This is a genomic window from Candidatus Tisiphia endosymbiont of Nemotelus uliginosus (assembly GCF_964264835.1).
GTDB lineage: Bacteria > Pseudomonadota > Alphaproteobacteria > Rickettsiales > Rickettsiaceae > Tisiphia.
Genome location: NZ_OZ183485.1, coordinates 1229078 through 1246347, shown reverse-complemented (window position 1 = coordinate 1246347; position 17270 = coordinate 1229078). Strand labels below are relative to the sequence as shown.

The window sequence follows — 17270 nt, the reverse complement described above, 5'->3', positions numbered from 1 at the left end:
TAATATTTACTTAAGCTTTGTTAATTGTTAAACCTTCATTGTCTTTGGCTATATTCACTATATCGTTGCTCTGAATGTTACCAGCAAGAATCAATTTAGCAAAATTATTTTGTAATTCTCGCTGGATTACTCTTTTTAAAGGCCGTGCTCCAAACATAGGATCGTATCCTTTATCCGCTAGGTAATTTATTGCAGATTCATTAAATTGTAAGTTAATATTTTGCTGAGCTAAAATAGATTGTAAATTATTAAGCTGGATTTTAACAATATCATGGATATTAGCGTGCGTTAGTTTATGAAACATAATGATCTCATCAAGCCTATTTAAAAATTCTGGCTTAAATACCGCTCGTACATATTCCATGATTTGCTCTTTAATCTTATGCTGGTCATCTCCTACTTGCTGGTTAATCAGTATCTCAGCTCCAATATTAGAAGTAAGCACAATAATAGTATTCTTAAAATCGACAGTAACCCCCTGACTGTCAGTTAAATGTCCTTCATCAAGAATCTGTAGCATTATATTAAAAATATCAGAATGAGCTTTTTCTACCTCATCAAATAAAATGACTTGATAAGGCCGTCTCCTTACTGCTTCGGTTAATACGCCTCCTTGTTCGTAACCCACATATCCCGGAGGAGCACCAATCAAACGAGATATAGAATGTTTCTCCATATATTCAGACATGTCAATTCGTAGCAAAGCATTGCGATCATCGAATAAAAAATGTGCTAGTGCTTTAGTAAGCTCAGTCTTCCCTACTCCTGTAGGACCAAGGAATAAAAATGACCCTAAAGGTCTATTAACATCTTGCAAGCCAGCACGGGAACGGCGTACCGCATCACTAACGCTTTGTATAGCCTCGTCTTGCCCTATTACCGTTTCACGAATTTTTGATTCCATGTTAAGCAATTTTTCGCGTTCACTAGATAGCATTGTCTCAATTGGAATACCCGTCATCTTAGAAATAATTATTGCTATATCATTTTCAGAGACAATTTCCTTACAGCTTGTGGAATGTTCAATAGCCATTGCTTGTTGTAACTTGTTAGTGAGATCAGGAATAACACCATATTTTAGCTCACTAGCCCGCGCCAGATCGCTAGCTCTTTCTGCTCTTTCTAATTCTAGCTTAGCTTTTTCCAATTCTTCTTTTAGTTTTTGTTCAATTTGCAGCTTGTCTTTCTCTGCTTGCCAACTAATAGTTAAGTCATAAGACAAAGTTTCAAGATTTTGTAGTTCTTCGGTTAAAGTAATGATTTTCTTGCGGGACATATCATCACTTTCCTTTTTGAGAGCTGCTAATTCAATTTTTATTTGAATTATCCGGCGATCTAGTTCATCTAATTCTTCTGGCTTGCTGGATAATTCGATTTTTAACCTACTACACGCTTCATCAATTAAATCAATAGCTTTATCTGGTAAATAACGATCAGTAATATATCGATTAGATAAAGTGCTAGCAGCAATAATAGCACTGTCAGAAATTCTGACACCATGATGCAATTCATATTTATCTTTAATACCTCGTAAGATAGAGATAGTATCCTCTACCGTTGGTTCACTAACATACACTGCTTGAAATCGTCTTGCCAATGCCGCATCTTTTTCAATATATTTACGATATTCATCTAAAGTAGTAGCACCAATACAATGCAATTCTCCTCGTGCAAGCATTGGTTTAAGTAAATTTGACGCATCCATTGCTCCTTCTGTTTTGCCGGTTCCTACTAACAAATGTAACTCATCGATAAATAAAATAATTTCACCGCTGGAATTTTTAATCTCGGCAAGTACTGCTTTAAGCCTTTCTTCAAACTCGCCGCGATATTTAGCTCCAGCAATTAAAGCGCCCATATCAAGTTCGATAATTCGGCAATTGGCAAGAGTTTCCGGAATATCCTGGGAAAATATCCTTTGAGCTAAACCTTCGATTATGGCGGTTTTGCCAACTCCTGGCTCTCCTATCAACACTGGATTATTTTTCATTCTTCTTGATAAAACCTGGATAGTTCTCCTAATTTCTTCATCTCGACCAATTATGGGGTCTAATTTGCCCAATTCTGCTAATTCAGTTACATCTCTGCCATATTTTTTTAAAGCATTATAACTTCCTTCTGAAGATTCACTATCTGCCTTTTTACCTTTTCTTAACGCAACAATAGCAGCATTGATTTTTTTATCCGTGACACCACTATCGGTTAGAATTGTCCCGGCTACCGTCTTATCATATGCTAAAGCTTCAAAAATTCTTTCAACAGTTATAAAATTATCATTATGTTTTTTGGCAAGCTCTCGAGCCTTATCAAATAACTTTATTGTTTCGGAAGATAAATATAATTGACCACCTCCTTGAACTTGCACTTTAGGAATTTTAGTAAGTTCAGCGGTAATCACTCTATCGAGATTATCTCGGCTAATCCCTAAAATATTGATCAGGTTGTTAATAACGCCGCTTTCCTCTTGTAATAAAGCCGCAACGACATGTAGAGGTAATATTTGTTGATGATCGTTTTTGGCCGCTAGATTTTGAGCATTAGAAATCACAGATTTGGCATGAGTGGTAAATTTCTCTATATTCATTTTATAACCTCATAAGCTTTGAACTAAAAACTAATTAATGATTATATAATAAGAGTAATTAATAATACAAGAGCCGAAGGTTAGAAGAGAGTGCTTTATTTAATAATTGGTTTGCTTAAGGTTAAGGCATGTGTTGACTGCTGCAATTTAATCAATATAATCTCATATATTCATAATTTTGGAATTTTCTATATCAATGCGTCGTGATCCTTCCACTAATACCAACATGTCAAACAAAAGAACATAATTATTTTATCACAAATGAATCATAACATATTCAATCTAGTAGCGGCTGTGCTGTTATCTCTTGGCATTATTGTTAGCTGGCAATATTTTTATGATAAACCAAGATTAAAAAAAATTGCACAACAGACTCAGCTATACCAACAAGAACAGTTAAAACAACAAGCAATAGTGCAAAATAAAAACTTATCTCTAGATACTCAAAAAGCACAAATTCCTATTATATCACCACGCGTTAAGATAAATTCTAAGGTACTTTCTGGCTCTATTTCCTTAAAAGGATTAAGGTTTGATGATCTAATTTTACTAAATTATAAGCAAGATTTATCGGCAGATAGTAAGAACGTCATATTGTTTGCTCCTTCTACTTCGCAAGACGCATATTTTGCTGAAATAGGTTGGTTTAGTAATAACTCAACTCTAGATTTGCCAAGTAGTGAAACATTGTGGGAAGCAAATAGCGATGAAATAACCCCTACAAAACCTCTCAAGCTTTCCTGGATTAATCAAGCAGGTATTAAGTTTCTAGTGACGATACGTATGGATAATAATTATCTATTTACGATAGACCAAACTATAGTCAATAATAGCAAAAATTCTATAACAGTTCAATATTATGGCTTGATCAATAGAGAGTACAATGCTAAGGAAAAGGCAGTCAATATTCTACATCAGGGCCCCATAAGTTCGGTTGATGGCCGACTTAAAGAATGTTCTTTTGATGATATTAAGGATAAGAAGACCATGAAATTTCCGCAAGGTCAACTTGAGTGGATTGGTATAACGGATAAATATTGGCTGGCTGCTATAATACCCGATAAAGCTAGCACTTATAGCTCTAATTTTAATTATGCAATAAAAAATGGCGTCCCAAGATATCAAACTGATTTTCTATCTCCTATTAAGGAGATAGAAGCGGGCGTGGAATTTACTGTGTCTCAAAAATTATTTGCCGGTGCTAAGAAAGTTGATTTATTAGATTACTATGAAAAACAATATAATATTAAATTATTTGACCGTGCTATTGATTTTGGTTGGTTTTATATAATCACTAAACCGGTTTTTAATACACTAAACTTTTTCTATAATTATGTCGGTAATTTTGGTATTAGCATATTAATTGTTACCGTTATTATTAAACTTTTAATGTTTACTTTAGCAAGTAAATCATATCGTTCTATGAAAAAAATGAAAAACCTACAACCTGAAATAGAACGCATTCGAGCCTTATATGCTGATGACAAAATGCGGCTTAATCAAGAAATTATGGCGTTATATAAAAAAGAGAAAGTCAATCCTATTGCTGGCTGTCTCCCATTAATCATTCAAATTCCAGTATTCTTTTCTATTTATAAGGTATTATATGTCACTATTGAAATGCGACATGCGCCATTTTTTGGGTGGATAAAAGATTTATCTGCCGCAGATCCTACATCAATTTTTAATTTATTTGGACTGTTACCGTTTAATCCTCCGAGTTTTTTGATGATTGGTATCTGGCCTATTATTATGGCCATCACTATGTTTTTGCAACAAAAAATGAGTCCTGAACCTGCCGATCCTATCCAAGCGCAAGTAATGAAATTTATGCCTTTAATCTTTCTCATTATGTTCGGCAGTTTTCCAGCAGGATTGTTAATTTATTGGTCTTGGAACAATATTTTATCTATAATCCAGCAATACTACATTAATAAATTAGAAAAAAATGTCACTTGATAAAGTTACGAAACTTTTTCGTCAAGAAGCAAAATTTATTACTGGCGCCGCCACAATAAAGCAGTTTCCAAAGAGCTATTTGCCTGAAATGGCCTTTATTGGTAAATCAAATGTTGGCAAGTCTAGTTTAATTAATAGTATATGTAATAACTCTAGCCTCGCTAAAGTATCTCGCACGCCAGGACGCACCAGACAAATAAATTTTTTTTTATTTCCTAATAAAATGGTTTTGGTAGACCTACCTGGCTATGGTTTTGCTGAAGTACCAGTAAGTATAAAACAACACTGGCAAGACTTAATATCTTATTACCTAAAACATAGTTTAAATCTCAAAATAGTAAATTTATTAATTGATGCGCGCAGGGGAATTAAACAACATGATATGGATATTATTAAATTGTTAATTTCCTATAAGAGAGATTTTCAAATTGTTTTTACTAAAACAGATAAGGTAACAAATAGAGAAAACCTAGCTTTTAATATACAGAATTTTCTTGCAACTTTGGACTGCTCATGTAATGTAATCTATACAAGTAGTAGGAGTAAGGAAGGTGCAAAAGAACTGCAATTTAGTTTGGCAAAATGCATCAAATTATAAAGACAAAAAAGATAAAGATTTTTCTTACACCAAAAATATAACTCTAATTAAAGAAATCATAAGAAATAGTAGTGAAATTAAAGACCAGCTCCTAGTAGTTAAGCTACCTTCACTAATTATTGAAAATGATGAATTGTTAACTAGTTTTGCAGAAATAATACATTTGCTTGATAGTTGTGGAGTAAAAATCTTTATAGTACATGATCATACTAATTTGGTGAATGATACGTTAAAATTATTCGGTTTTGACGAAAAAGTGATAAATAGTATTAAAGTCGCTGACTATAAAAGCTCTCAAATTATAGAGATGGTCTTATCAGGGTATATTAATAAACGTATAGTTTCAAAGCTGTGTAGCGTAGGGTGCTATGCTATTGGTATTTCTTGTAAAGATACGAACCTTATTCAAGCAAAAAAATCAAAACTATCCCATCGGCGGGCTACTAATCAGGATATTATAGATATTGGCTTTATCAGTGAGCCAATCATAGTAAATCCTGAAATTCTAATAAATTTTGAGGATAATAATATTATTCCTGTAATTTCACCAGTAGCAAGTGATGAAAATGGTAATACTCACTTATTAGATGTAAATTTAACGGTTTCATTAATTTCTTCTTCCTTAGATGCAGATCAGTTGATATTATTTTATGAAGAATCGGAATTTGCTGAAATGCAAGGTTTTAAGGTGCGTGATATTAATACACTTAAAGATATGCTTAACCTGGCTACTGAGCCTAAAAAAATTTCTTTAATTGAAGCAGCTCTAAATGCAATCCAAAGCAATACTCATTGTGTACATTTTGTGAATGCCACCTTTCCCGACTCTATGTTATTAAGTATGTTTATCAATAAAGAGAATGAGTTATGGCAGGAAGATTAACATCTGACCCCTTATTTGTAGGTTTAACAAGACCAGCAATGATATTTGGAGTAAGTATAAAGTTTTTTGCTCTTAATTTGATCATTGCAATGACCCTATTTATTCAGAGCAATAGTATAATGAATTTATTTGTTGCCTTTGTAATTCATCTAATTGGGTATATAATATGCTTTAAAGAACCTAGATTTGTGGAGATATTTTTAAATAAATCTTCTAAATGTAGTCAATGTCCTAATAAGTCCTTTTATGGCGCCAATTCCTACGGTATCTAGGAGCCAACTACACAAGATTTATTGGTCTATTTTAGAAATATCTTTTTTGTTAAACTTGGCTTTGTATTACGAATTGATGCATCTGACCAGAAGTTTTGATCCTCCTATATTATATGCTGTGGTACTAAAAGGCTGTTTCCTCTAGGCCCTTTAGTATTAAAGGCTAATTGATTAAATATAGATATTCTATCAAATAGGAATGAATGATAAAATTATTACTCACAAAAACGGCTAAAGAAGCAAAAGCAAGAAAAGAAAAATCTACTTCTCATTTTATTCCATATAAATGTCATTGGAATAGTAATACTATTTTAACTAAAAATAATGAATTATTACAGGTAATAAAAATAGGTGGGTTTTCCTTTGAAACAGCAGACGATGAAGATTTAGATATTAAAAAAAATATTAGAAATTCATTGCTTAAAAATATGACTTCGGGCAACATAGTGTTGTATTTTCACACTATTAGAAGACGTAAGCCAGTATTTTTTGAAGGTCAAGAATATACTATCGATCCTACTATCAAAGTACCTAATGACTTCATATCTTATTTAACCACAGAATGGCGTAAGAAGCATACTGCCGGCTCTCGATCATTTTTCAATGAATTATATATTAGTATACTTTACCGGCCTGATAAAGCGGGAGCTGCGGCTGTAGAATATTTTCTTAAGTTACTAAGGCAAAAGTCAGATAAGTCAGCTTGGGAAAATGATATGCGGGAAATGTATGAAAACCTCCAAGAAATGACTTCAAGAATCATTAATACTTTTCACAGCTACGGGGCAAGGTTACTGAGTATCCAAAAATCTAGAAGCGGTTATTATTGTGAGATACTAGAGTTTTTAGGATCATTAGTAAATTGTGGGTCGACCATGCCAATGGCTGTTTCACGAAATGCAATTGATCAATATTTACCCACTCATAGATTGTTTTTTGGCAATCGATCTATAGAAGCTAGGGGACCAGCAGGTAGAAGATATGCTGGTATTATTAGTATTCTAGAATATACACCTCATACCTCCGTAGGCATTTTTGACGGTTTTTTACAAATGCCCTTTGAGTTTATAATGACTCAAAGCTTTATTTTTGCTAATAGATCGGTGGCAATTCATGGTATGCAGTTACAACAAAATCGAATGATTCAAGCAGAGGATAAAGCTGTATCACAAATTGCTGAAATATCGCAAGCATTAGACATGGCTACTAGTGGTGATATTGGTTTTGGTAATCATCATTTCTCTCTTTTATGTTGTGATAACAATTTAAAATCTCTAGAAGATACCCTCTCCATGGCTTCAGTTGAGCTTTCAAATGTTGGGATTCAGCCAGTGCGTGAAAAGATGAATATGGAGCCAAGCTATTGGGGACAACTGCCAGGCAATATGAGCTATATAGTTAGAGATGCTACTATCAATACCTTAAATATGGCTAGCTTTGCTTCTATGCATAATTATCCCCTAGGAAAAATATTTAACAATCATTGGGGGGAATACGTTACTGTCCTTGATACTACCTCTGGTACTCCTTTTTATTTCAATTTTCATGTTAGAGATGTAGGGCATACCTTAATAATAGGACCTACTGGTGCTGGTAAAACAGTGTTGATGAATTTTTTATGTGCCCAAGCACAAAAATTCAAACCTAGAATGTTTTTCTTTGATAAAGACCGCGGAGCTGAGATATTTATTAGAGCTATAGGCGGCGTCTATACCCAAATTGACCCAGGAGTCAATTGTGGCCTTAATCCATTACAACTTCAGGATACAGGAGACAATAGAACATTTATATTAGAATGGCTTAAAGTCTTGGTATCCTCTAATGGAGAAGCAGTCACCGCAGAAGATAATAAGATTTTATCCCAAGCAGTAAGTGGCAATTTTATGTTAGCGCCAAAAGATAGAAAATTAAAAAATGTTGTGGCATTTTTAGGGATAGATGGACCTGGTAGTTTAGTAGGAAGAATTGCTATGTGGATTGGGAAAGGTTCACATGCGCGAGTATTTGATAATGATGAAGATAATATTGATTTAATGAAAGCTAGGGTATTTGGTTTCGATATGACCGATTTATTAAAAGATCCGATCAGCTTGGCGCCTGTACTATTATATATTTTTCACCGAATTAACATTTCGTTAGATGGCCAAAAAACTATGATAGTACTTGACGAAGCTTGGGCTCTAATCGATAATCCAATATTTGGTCCTAAAATTAAAGATTGGTTAAAAGTACTACGTAAGCTGAATACTTTTGTAATCTTTGCTACACAAAGTGTTGAGGATGCAGCTAAAAGTAGAATTAGCGATACACTCATTCAACAAACTGCTACGCAAATATTTTTACCCAATCTAAAAGCTACTGAGCTTTACCGATCCGCTTTCATGTTAAGCCAGCGAGAATATTTATTGATCAAAACTACCGACCCAACAACGCGTTACTTCTTAATCAAGCAAGGAGTAGATGCGGTAGTAGCTAAAATAAGTTTAGATGGGATGAACAATATTGTCAATGTTCTTTCTGGCAGAGTTGACACCATATTGTTATTAGACCGAATTAGAGAGCGTTATGGAGATGATCCTGAAAGATGGTTACCCGTATTTTATGAGGAGGTTAAAGCACTTGATTAACATTAAAACGATAGAAGATGTCAAAAAGCAAAATTCAATATAAGCATTAAGGATAAGTAATTATTATCTTATATTAAGTTTATTATACTGTTTGTTTATAAAAGTAAGCCTAAAATAATGATTTATGTAAGAAATATATTGCTACAGTTTGTTACTATTATTAAAGTTAGGATAAATGTTATCTTTTGCCAAGCAGCTATTTCATATAAGCAATTAAAAATGATTCAAACATCAGTAAAACTTTTATTTTGTCCTATCAGGGGATTTATTAAGTTGTTAATTTTATGTAGTATATTAAATATAATCCCTACTTATAATATTTACGCTGATAATACTCCGGCAGCAAACCCAACAGAGGATCAAGGCCCTAAAGATACTGCTATCAAGACCCTAGTAGACACTCTTCAACGTTTAAATTGCCAGACGCAAGGTCTGGGCAAGATGTTAGTACGTACAGAATTTTCTCATACTTGTATTCAAGTGCCATTGTTGACGCTTGCTGTTGCTAATATACTATCTCCAGGTCTGTATCTCGATACTATGCTGCGTCTTAAAATTAATGATCCTGAATTATTTGACAGTACTAATCCGAAGTGGAAAGGCGGCGAGACACAACGACCTGATGGCAAGTGGCAGAATGATTTTCCGGGCGGTCAATGTGCTAGGAATAATAAAATTCCATTTAATGATAATAACCCTACATTGACATTTGCTATATGTAATAATAAGAGGTTACTAGACTTTAATGGTAGGGCAATCGCCAAATCTGTTTTAGCACTAATCAAAGCCGCAGTAACCAATACTGAGCCATGGGAGGATATTTTGCATACCTGGCGTGATTCAAAGATAGAATATCACGATATCCGGGATATAAAAGATGGGGAAACATTCTTTATGGTAGATATACCCCCTGGGCTCCCTGTTGTTTGGCTTAAAGGGCGGCACTTTAAAGATACTATGTGTATTACAGTTAAGGGAATAACTTGGGATGATCTACCAGTCGGCTGTAAGTACATTAGTGAACCCGATCCTAACTCTATTTATCAAAGTTTTTTAAACCCTGGTGGCAGTACTCCTAAAGGCGACAGGAAAGATCCGAAAGATCCAATGGCAATAGTTGAGTGTGGGTTAACGTCTTCTAGTTGTTATCAAAGAGCGTATAATAATTCTAAGACCGCTATAGTCATTACAGCCCCATTAATAGAATGTTTCAAGGAAATGACCGCTAGGCTATTATTAAGTAGGGAAGTATGTACCTTTGACGATGTTAATAATATCGTTAATTCGAGCACAAGAGACTCTAGTATGTTTTTCCAATTTCAACGTAAAATGTATAGAACAGTTACTGCCTTATTAACAATATATGTAATGTTCTTTGGCTTTAAACTAATAATTTCCGGGGATATCCCTCCTAAAAAAGATATAATTAATTTTATACTAAAAATGCTATTTGTAACCTATTTCTCAGTAGGGATAAATATCAATCCCGCGGGTAGCAATAACGATTACGGTAGGTTAGATGGCATGATCCAATGGGCTTTTCCGTTGTTATTAGGAGGAATAGATACATTAGCGGGATGGGTGATGAATGCTTCCCCCTCCAAGCTATGTCAATTTAACGGTCCAGATCTTATCTATGATGCAAAGCTGGCTTATATGCCTTTATGGGATGCTTTGGATTGCCGAGTAAGCCACTATTTAGGGTTGGATATGTTGTCAACTTTATTAGTAGAGAGTTCAGCTCACGGATTTGACCCGTTTAGTTTCCCAGCTCCACCATATGTATATTTATTGATCCCGGCAATTATCTCTGGCAATATGACGCTTATCTCTCTTGCTCTAGCTTATCCTTTATTAGTAATCTCAGTAGGAGCATTTATGATTAATGCAACAGTTATGTGCATGATCAGTATAGTAATACTGGGAATTCTAGCGCCTATTTTTGTGCCTATGTTTTTGTTTAATTATACGCGTAGTTATTTTGAAGCGTGGGTAAAATTACTAATATCATTTTTACTGCAACCTATGGTGGTCACAACTTTTATGATTGTCATGTTTTCAGTTTATGATTTTGGTTTTTACGGCCATTGTAAATATACAAATAAAATTATAGAAAATAGTATAGAAGATGCATTAACAGGTAGTAGTTCTCCAAGAAAAGTAAAAATATTTTTTATTGATAATGATTGGAGTAAGTATCACGATGATGAAATAAAAAGTTGTAAAAATAGTTTAGGCTATATCCTGAATAATCCATTGACGACTATTCTTGATTTGGGCAAAAGTACGGTTGAGCAAGGGATGCAAGACAGGAAGACTGTTAAGGAAATGGTCAAAGAGAAGCCTGGGACTATTAGTACCGAGCAATATATGAATAAGTTTTCATTTTTAAAAGGCATTCAGATGGATCCTGGAATGTTTTTTAACGCTCCTAAAATAATTTTTGAAAAAATTAAAGATATAGTTTTAGCTTTGATTACGGCATGTTTTACTCTTTACCTAATGTATCACTTCAGTGCTCAATTGGCTAATTTTGCAGCAGATATGACAGAAGGGGTGGCACTGAATAATGTAACTATCAATCCACAAGCAATTTTTAAAGCTGGTATGGCAGCCGCCGCCGCGGCTAAAGGCATGATGCCAGGCGATCAAGTAGCAGGTGGCAGGCAAGGCCCTAAAGATACGCAGGCAAGCAGCGGTGGCAGTGGGCCACGAGATTCTGCCGCTAGTGCTGCTAAACCTACAGGCGGGAAGCCAGACGATCGCAGTAGTGTCAGCCCGACTGAGACAGGTGGTGGAGGAGTTAGAAGCAGCATTAAGTCTATGCTAAGCTCTTTGCCTAAAGATCAACTAGCTAGCCCTCAAGAAAAAGAACAAGCTAGAAAAGAAGCGTCAGCCGGGAAAGAAGAGCCAGCCAAAACAGAAGAGCAGATCAAGGAAGAAGAGCGGGTCCGGAAAGAGAAAGAAGAGCAAGCTCGGAAAGAAAAAGAAGAACAAATCCGGAAAGAGAAAGAAGAACAAGCCCGGAAAGAAGAGCAAATCCAAAAAGAAGAACAAGCCAAGAAGGAAGAGCCTGGACAAAGTCCAACTCCCGACAAGATACAGGCGGAAATATCGCAACAAACCTCGGGGACAATAGAAGAAATAGTCAGAAAAGTGAAAGAGGCGCAAACCAAGAAAGAAGCACGTGATGCACAAAAAGCTCGGCTAAAAAGGGAGAACACTAACAGCAAAAAAGATGGCAACAATGAAAACTCATAAAGTCATAAAATTTTTGATTCCGCTTTATCTTATATTATGTGCTGTAGAGGGTCTTGCCGACTATGGGGATTCATGCCCAACTACCCCTATATCTTTATCTGGGACAGATGATTATTTAAAGAAAGGTACTGCTTATGGTCATATCATATATAATATTGATATGAGACAGATTAGTGACGGCTGTGATCATACAGATCCAAAGTTTAAATTCTGTATCAAGCAATCACAAAAGATTCCAGGGCAAAAAGATCTTAGCATATCGTGTAAACCCGTAACTCTGAATGCAGGAGAGACGAAAACCCTTGGAGTGCTAAGTGATGACCCGCAACTTGGAGGTAATTATTTGTTACAAAATATTCCTTTGACAATCAAAATCCTAACGGGCAAAATGTGCTTAACTATGCCCACCTCTCGAGGAGAACAGCAAGTAGCGTGTAAACCTACCTCCATCTCCCCTCCCCCTCCCCCGGTAGATGACCAATGTAAGTCGATAGCGAAGAGCTGCTATAGCGGCCCTAGTAAAAGTCAATCATTATTTAATTTTTCTGGAGTAGCGGTGGAATGCGTAAAAGATACATTGGATAAAGTATTTTTTCAGTATAATAAATGTAATAATAAAGAGATGAATTTGATGTCTCTGAATCCTTTTGCAAATTTTCAAGAATCCTTAAAAACCGTAGTGAGGATGGCATTAATATTGTATGTAATGTTTTTTGCTATTAACATGATTTTAACCAAAGAATACGGGAACCTTGATAAGATCGCTACTTTTATTATCAAATTAGTATTAGTGAGTTATTTTGCAGTAGGAATAGGACCAATATATTTTGCGCAGGGCAAAGAAACACAGGCAAATGGCATGCTCGAATATGGCTTGCCTTTACTTACCAAAATCGCCCCCCAATTTGCGCAGATTATTTTTAATGCTAGTGGCTCTAAAGGATTATGTGAATTTAATATTAACAAATATCAACCTGGTTATAGTCATTATGGGCTTTGGGATGCAATTGACTGTCGGATAGGCTATTATCTTGGTTTAGAAGCGCTCTACAATACTGCCTCTTTCCTTAAAGATCTCCCGAGTCCTACTGCTGCTGGCCCCATATCAGGTGCCCCTATAAATTTTGCTTCTCCTGGTGGTGATAAGGCAGTAAAATCATTGAATACTCCTGGTACATTTAGGTTTTTCCCAATAATGTTTGGTTTTTTTATGGCCGGTAATATTATATTAGTAGCATCAGGTATAGCCTTTTGTGTAATATTTACCTCAATAGTGCTATATTTTTTAACAAATTATTTAGTATGTTTAATTACTATTTATGTAATGACTTATATTTCTCCTATATTTATTCCTATGGCATTATTCACCAGAACTAAGGCATATTTTGATGCCTGGCTAAAAATCTGTATGTCCTGTGCTTTACAACCGGCGGTAATTGCAGGATTTATTGCCTTACTAGTTACGATGTATGATTCAGCTATATATGATAATTGTCAATTTGTAAGGTATGATTATACTGATAGTAATCCTACTGGATTTAGTACTTTTGAAATTAGATTGCCTGAATTTGATGAGCAACGATGTAAGGATAGCGCTGGCTATAAGCTATTAAAATATTATTCAGGATATGGCTGGGAGAAACATTATTTCCTATTATTTGAAATTAAACAGATAGCGAAAGATGAACTATCCTTAATAGTAAGCTTGCTGTATGTATTAGTCTTTTCAGTAATTTTTTATTACTTTTCGCAATCAATTGGACAATTTGCGTCGGAGGTTACTGGTGGCCCAAACATGGACGCGGTAGTAGCACAACCTACTAAGGTAGTAGACATGGTCAAACAAGGAATAGCATACGCTAAAGCGGCAGCAGAAGCATCATCAGGGAAAATGCCGAGCTCAGCACCACGGCAAGGAGGAGCGAAATCTACAGGTTCCTCAGGTGGTAATGCACCCAAGGACCAAAGTAGTTCTGGCAAGTCATGAGCTTAAGGTGGCATACTCAAATGATCCTCCAAATTGGCATGTAACACAAGGAGCGAGTGTGCAAATAATAGTATACGTAAATAAGCACGCAAGTTCCCTGCAATGTTTCGAAACCAGTTCTTTAACTCAGAAGAGTAAACAGGGTAATTCAGATATTATAGTATGAAAAGCGAGTTAATTAAAATTTTAGGCATATTAGCGATAATTGCTATATTAGTTAGCATGATTCTAGCGGTTCTAGCAATGATAGGTTCTGTCAAGCTAGCTGATGGTTGTTTCCGTCGGTATGACCCTGATGCTAAGGGAGGACAATCTGATAGTATTACCAATACTGTAATGCTTAATGCTACTGCCAACTATACTACTAAAGCTACCCCAAGCACCAGTAGTGCGCAAGGAGTTTCACTTGAATACGATCCCACTAGTTATGGGAAATGGTTGAATATAGGGCTTAGTGTGATCAAAGGTCAAAAAGTTAAGTTCAAAATAGAGGGAGATATAAGCTTATGTAAGGCATATGTACCCCAAAATAATATTGTCCAACCATCAGATCTAGATACTCAGAATAACCGGATTCCTATCCCTCGAGTAGAAGATGAATATGCCGACCCGCTGCCTTTAATTTTTAACGCCAAAACTGACGGGTGGCGCAATATCGCAGAGTTATATTATAATGACAGGGTAGTAGTAGCTACTCTTCCCAATCAAAAGGCTGATCAAGCTTCCGCTATTAGCATTCAAGTGCAAAATATCTTTGACTCGTATAAAGATGGCGCGACCTATAAAAATCGTATGACCCAAGCAGATTGTCGAGAAGGAAAACCAGAATATTCTCCATTATGTGGTAGATATTCGATGTATTCTGGGAAATATGTAAGTGGTTGTAGCTGGGATGAGAAATGTTCTAAGCCAGAAAATTGTGTAAATAAGACGCAGGACCATGGTACTATATGTTGTGTTAGAGCTATACCGTATCCTCATGAGATTTATTGTCATACAGACGAGAGCAAATGTAATGCAGGTGATGTAGGGAAGGCTGTTGGTATTGATACTGATGATTATTGGACCTGGTGGCAGGATACCTGTAGCAGGACCCAGCCTTATTGGAAGAATGAGATGAGAGATGCACCAGAACCTTACCAAGATAATGGATATTTTACTTTGCCGCTAGATCAAGATATTAATAATGTTAATAAAAAATTGGGCACTGCTGATTACCAATGTTCTATTGTTACCCCTCCGACTGACACTAAACACCACTGTGCAGACACGGTAACCCTTCAAAATAAAGATATTATACAAAGTGATGACTATCAAAAGAAAAGATATTTTTGGTTTGCTGCTCCTACCGGGCTTTTATATAGAGTAAGTAATAATCAAAATCCTACGGGTGAGCCTTTAGGATCGAACTATTATATTGCTCAACTGAAGGCTGATCAATTTTATCAAGCTCTAAATAATAGCCGTTCTGACAATCAAAAATACCAGGTGATTTATAATGAAATAGCTACAAATCCCACTGCAGCAAGCAGCTATTTACAATATCGTTTCTGGTCCAAATTTCAGGATTATAGCAAACATACTGGCGGTTACGTCTTAGGTATAAAACATACTAAATGCCGCAGAATTAATGGCAATAGCTTTGACGATCCTGTCGTACAGGCGCGTGGTAAGATTGAATATAAGATAGTGCCAGGGGGAGAGGATCCTAATACCACTGGTTCATATGCTACTTATGAACTAAAACCTAGTGATGATAAAGGTAATGCTGAAGCGATTATGAGCCAAGCTGGCAACGTTTGGATGAAAATTTATAATAAAGAGGAAGAGTATAAAGAAAGTTATGGCAAATATAAAGTACAGATGTTTACTTCAGAACCGGTAGGAAGTTTCACTCGGCAGATTCTTACTCCATTATTTAAATTATTACAACAGAAAGTGCAAGATGCATCAACAACAGTTTTTAAGAATATGACTTGTTATGGCGGCAAGTCTAACTGTACTAACTTTTTCACCTATATAAAAGCTGTGTTAATTCTCTATGTTATGACTTTTGGCGCCATGTTTCTCTTAGGTATGGTACAGATTAGTCACCAGGATTTACTAATCAGAATAGTAAAAATTGCAATAGTTAGCGGTTTAATGAATGATAGTACTTTTGAGTTCTTCAATACTTACATATTTGATATTGTTCGGCAGTTTTCTGATGGTGTAATGTCTAATATGGCCGGCTATAGCATGTTCACAAGTACTAGTACTGACGCTAAGCTGATTATTACTAATCCGTTCATGTTTTTAGATGCAGTAATGAGTAAAATATTATTTAGTAAAACTTTTTCTGCGCAACTATTCTCTTTTCTTTCCATGGGGATGAGTGGGTTAATATATTTTGTGATCACTTTTATAGCTGTTGCAATAGTGGTGATCACCGCCCTAAGAGCTATAGCAGTATATATTATGGCATTTATGGCAACTGCAGTCTTAATCGGGCTAGCCCCATTATTTCTTACCTTCATGCTTTTTGATTTTACTAGATATTTATTTGAGAATTGGGTGCGATTTACTATTAGATATATGGTAGAACCTCTAATTCTAATGGCGGGTATTATTATAATGACGCAGCTATTTACAATTTATTTAGATTTTGCCCTTGGATTTAGTGTATGCTGGAAATGTGCTTTACCTTTCAAATTTCCTATACCTAATATAGGAGGTCTTAACCCAGCCTGGTTGGATATGCCAATTTTCTGTATTAGCTGGTTTGCACCTTGGGGAATGGATTATCGCTCAGGGCTGATGGGAGTAAATATGCAACATTTTATTGCTTTAATTATTATTGCTTATGGTATGTATGGTTATGTAGAATTTTCCGGTAAAATGGTAGCAAAGTTAACGGAAGGGGGAGGACCTCTTGCAACTTATATGGGCGCTACAATGTCCTCATCTATGGGACAAAGCGCTTTAGGGAAAGTGGGATTAGACCAGAAAACTAGAGGGGAGATTACCGGGGCAGCGAAGGAGCGACTAAAAGCAAGAAATAAAGCAATTGACCAAGCAAAGAAAGATAGAAACAAGCTTAATACTAATAAGAGAAGGTAA

At 35.5% G+C, this 17270-nt stretch carries 9 protein-coding genes; 8 read left to right on the top strand and 1 reads right to left on the bottom strand.

The window, feature by feature from the left end; genetic code table 11:
* Window positions 1-10 precede the first annotated feature (10 nt).
* Window positions 11-2584 carry an ATP-dependent chaperone ClpB gene (gene clpB / locus ACFELV_RS05405; RefSeq protein WP_375327083.1) on the bottom strand — a complete coding sequence of 858 codons (2574 nt, stop codon included), beginning with the start codon at window positions 2582-2584 and terminating at the stop codon, window positions 11-13.
* A gap of 261 nt (window positions 2585-2845) precedes the next feature.
* Between clpB and yidC the strand changes: the two genes are divergently transcribed.
* The 8 genes from yidC (at window position 2846) to ACFELV_RS05365 (ending at window position 17270) form a co-directional block, all read left to right on the top strand.
* Window positions 2846-4543, top strand: a complete 1698-nt coding sequence (gene yidC / locus ACFELV_RS05400; RefSeq protein ID WP_375327082.1) for a membrane protein insertase YidC — start codon at window positions 2846-2848, stop codon at window positions 4541-4543.
* The gene (gene yihA, locus ACFELV_RS05395; protein WP_375327081.1) at window positions 4533-5141 is read left to right on the top strand and encodes a ribosome biogenesis GTP-binding protein YihA/YsxC; all 609 of its coding nucleotides are present in this window, start codon (window positions 4533-4535) and stop codon (window positions 5139-5141) included. The genes yidC and yihA overlap by 11 nt, the downstream gene beginning before the upstream one ends.
* Window positions 5095-6024, top strand: a complete 930-nt coding sequence (locus tag ACFELV_RS05390) for an acetylglutamate kinase (RefSeq protein WP_375327080.1) — start codon at window positions 5095-5097, stop codon at window positions 6022-6024. Before yihA ends, ACFELV_RS05390 begins: the two co-directional genes overlap by 47 nt.
* Window positions 6009-6296 (top strand): VirB3 family type IV secretion system protein, encoded by a 288-nt coding sequence (locus ACFELV_RS05385; RefSeq protein WP_375327079.1) that lies wholly within the window; start codon window positions 6009-6011, stop codon window positions 6294-6296. The genes ACFELV_RS05390 and ACFELV_RS05385 overlap by 16 nt, the downstream gene beginning before the upstream one ends.
* A gap of 206 nt (window positions 6297-6502) precedes the next feature.
* Window positions 6503-8923 carry a VirB4 family type IV secretion/conjugal transfer ATPase gene (locus tag ACFELV_RS05380; protein ID WP_375327529.1) on the top strand — a complete coding sequence of 807 codons (2421 nt, stop codon included), beginning with the start codon at window positions 6503-6505 and terminating at the stop codon, window positions 8921-8923.
* Window positions 8924-9142: 219 nt separating this feature from the next.
* Window positions 9143-12184, top strand: coding sequence for a type IV secretion system protein (locus ACFELV_RS05375; RefSeq protein ID WP_375327078.1), 3042 nt, complete (start codon window positions 9143-9145; stop codon window positions 12182-12184).
* A complete protein-coding gene (locus ACFELV_RS05370) occupies window positions 12171-14171 on the top strand; it encodes a type IV secretion system protein (protein ID WP_375327077.1) in 2001 nt (666 codons plus the stop codon). Before ACFELV_RS05375 ends, ACFELV_RS05370 begins: the two co-directional genes overlap by 14 nt.
* A 162-nt stretch (window positions 14172-14333) precedes the next feature.
* A complete protein-coding gene (locus ACFELV_RS05365) occupies window positions 14334-17270 on the top strand; it encodes a type IV secretion system protein (RefSeq protein WP_375327076.1) in 2937 nt (978 codons plus the stop codon).

What these genes read in the sequence shown, in the direction of transcription:
- yihA (WP_375327081.1), top strand. Translation starts at nt 4,533, where the DNA reads ATGTCACTTGATAAAGTTACGAAACTTTTTCGTCAAGAAGCAAAATTT.
- yidC (WP_375327082.1), top strand. Translation starts at nt 2,846, where the DNA reads ATGAATCATAACATATTCAATCTAGTAGCGGCTGTGCTGTTATCTCTT.
- ACFELV_RS05370 (WP_375327077.1), top strand. Translation starts at nt 12,171, where the DNA reads ATGAAAACTCATAAAGTCATAAAATTTTTGATTCCGCTTTATCTTATA.
- ACFELV_RS05365 (WP_375327076.1), top strand. Translation starts at nt 14,334, where the DNA reads ATGAAAAGCGAGTTAATTAAAATTTTAGGCATATTAGCGATAATTGCT.
- ACFELV_RS05385 (WP_375327079.1), top strand. Translation starts at nt 6,009, where the DNA reads ATGGCAGGAAGATTAACATCTGACCCCTTATTTGTAGGTTTAACAAGA.
- clpB (WP_375327083.1), bottom strand. Translation starts at nt 2,584, where the DNA reads ATGAATATAGAGAAATTTACCACTCATGCCAAATCTGTGATTTCTAAT.
- ACFELV_RS05375 (WP_375327078.1), top strand. Translation starts at nt 9,143, where the DNA reads ATGATTCAAACATCAGTAAAACTTTTATTTTGTCCTATCAGGGGATTT.